General features: G+C 52.9%; 1 rRNA gene. It reads left to right on the forward strand.

From position 1 onward, the window contains the following. A 23S ribosomal RNA gene (locus FTU39_RS13765) occupies positions 1–1,122 on the forward strand; the annotation flags it as partial.

Raw genomic sequence — 1,122 nt, forward strand, 5'->3', positions numbered from 1 at the left:
GCTCCTTGAGCTGTCGACAGCCTCAGAAACCAGGCCGCTGCAACTGTTTATTAAAAACATAGCACTCTGCAAACACGAAAGTGGACGTATAGGGTGTGATGCCTGCCCGGTGCTGGAAGGTTAATTGATGGGGTTAGCGTAAGCGAAGCTCTTGATCGAAGCCCCAGTAAACGGCGGCCGTAACTATAACGGTCCTAAGGTAGCGAAATTCCTTGTCGGGTAAGTTCCGACCTGCACGAATGGCATAATGATGGCGGCGCTGTCTCCAGCAGAGGCTCAGTGAAATCGAATTCGCCGTGAAGATGCGGTGTACCCGCGGCTAGACGGAAAGACCCCGTGAACCTTTACTGCAGCTTGACATTGAACTTTGACCTTACTTGTGTAGGATAGGTGGGAGGCTTTGAAACTTGGACGCTAGTCCGAGTGGAGCCGTCCTTGAAATACCACCCTGGTAATGTTGAGGTTCTAACTCTGTCCCGTTATCCGGGACGAGGACCATGTCTGGTGGGTAGTTTGACTGGGGCGGTCTCCTCCTAAAGAGTAACGGAGGAGTACGAAGGTGCGCTCAGCGTGGTCGGAAATCACGCGTAGAGTATAAAGGCAAAAGCGCGCTTAACTGCGAGACCCACAAGTCGAGCAGGTACGAAAGTAGGTCTTAGTGATCCGGTGGTTCTGTATGGAAGGGCCATCGCTCAACGGATAAAAGGTACTCTGGGGATAACAGGCTGATACCGCCCAAGAGTTCATATCGACGGCGGTGTTTGGCACCTCGATGTCGGCTCATCTCATCCTGGGGCTGAAGCAGGTCCCAAGGGTATGGCTGTTCGCCATTTAAAGAGGTACGCGAGCTGGGTTTAGAACGTCGTGAGACAGTTCGGTCCCTATCTACCGTGGGCGCTGGAAATTTGAGAGGATCTGCTCCTAGTACGAGAGGACCAGAGTGGACGAACCTCTGGTGTACCGGTTGTGACGCCAGTCGCATCGCCGGGTAGCTATGTTCGGAAGGGATAACCGCTGAAAGCATCTAAGCGGGAAGCCTACCTCAAGATAAGATTTCCCCGAGGCTTTATGCCTCCTAAAGAGCCGTTGAAGACTACGACGTTGATAGGTTGGATGTGGAAG

The organism is Acinetobacter sp. YH12099, assembly GCF_013419195.1.
Classification (GTDB): Bacteria; Pseudomonadota; Gammaproteobacteria; order Pseudomonadales; family Moraxellaceae; genus Acinetobacter; species Acinetobacter towneri.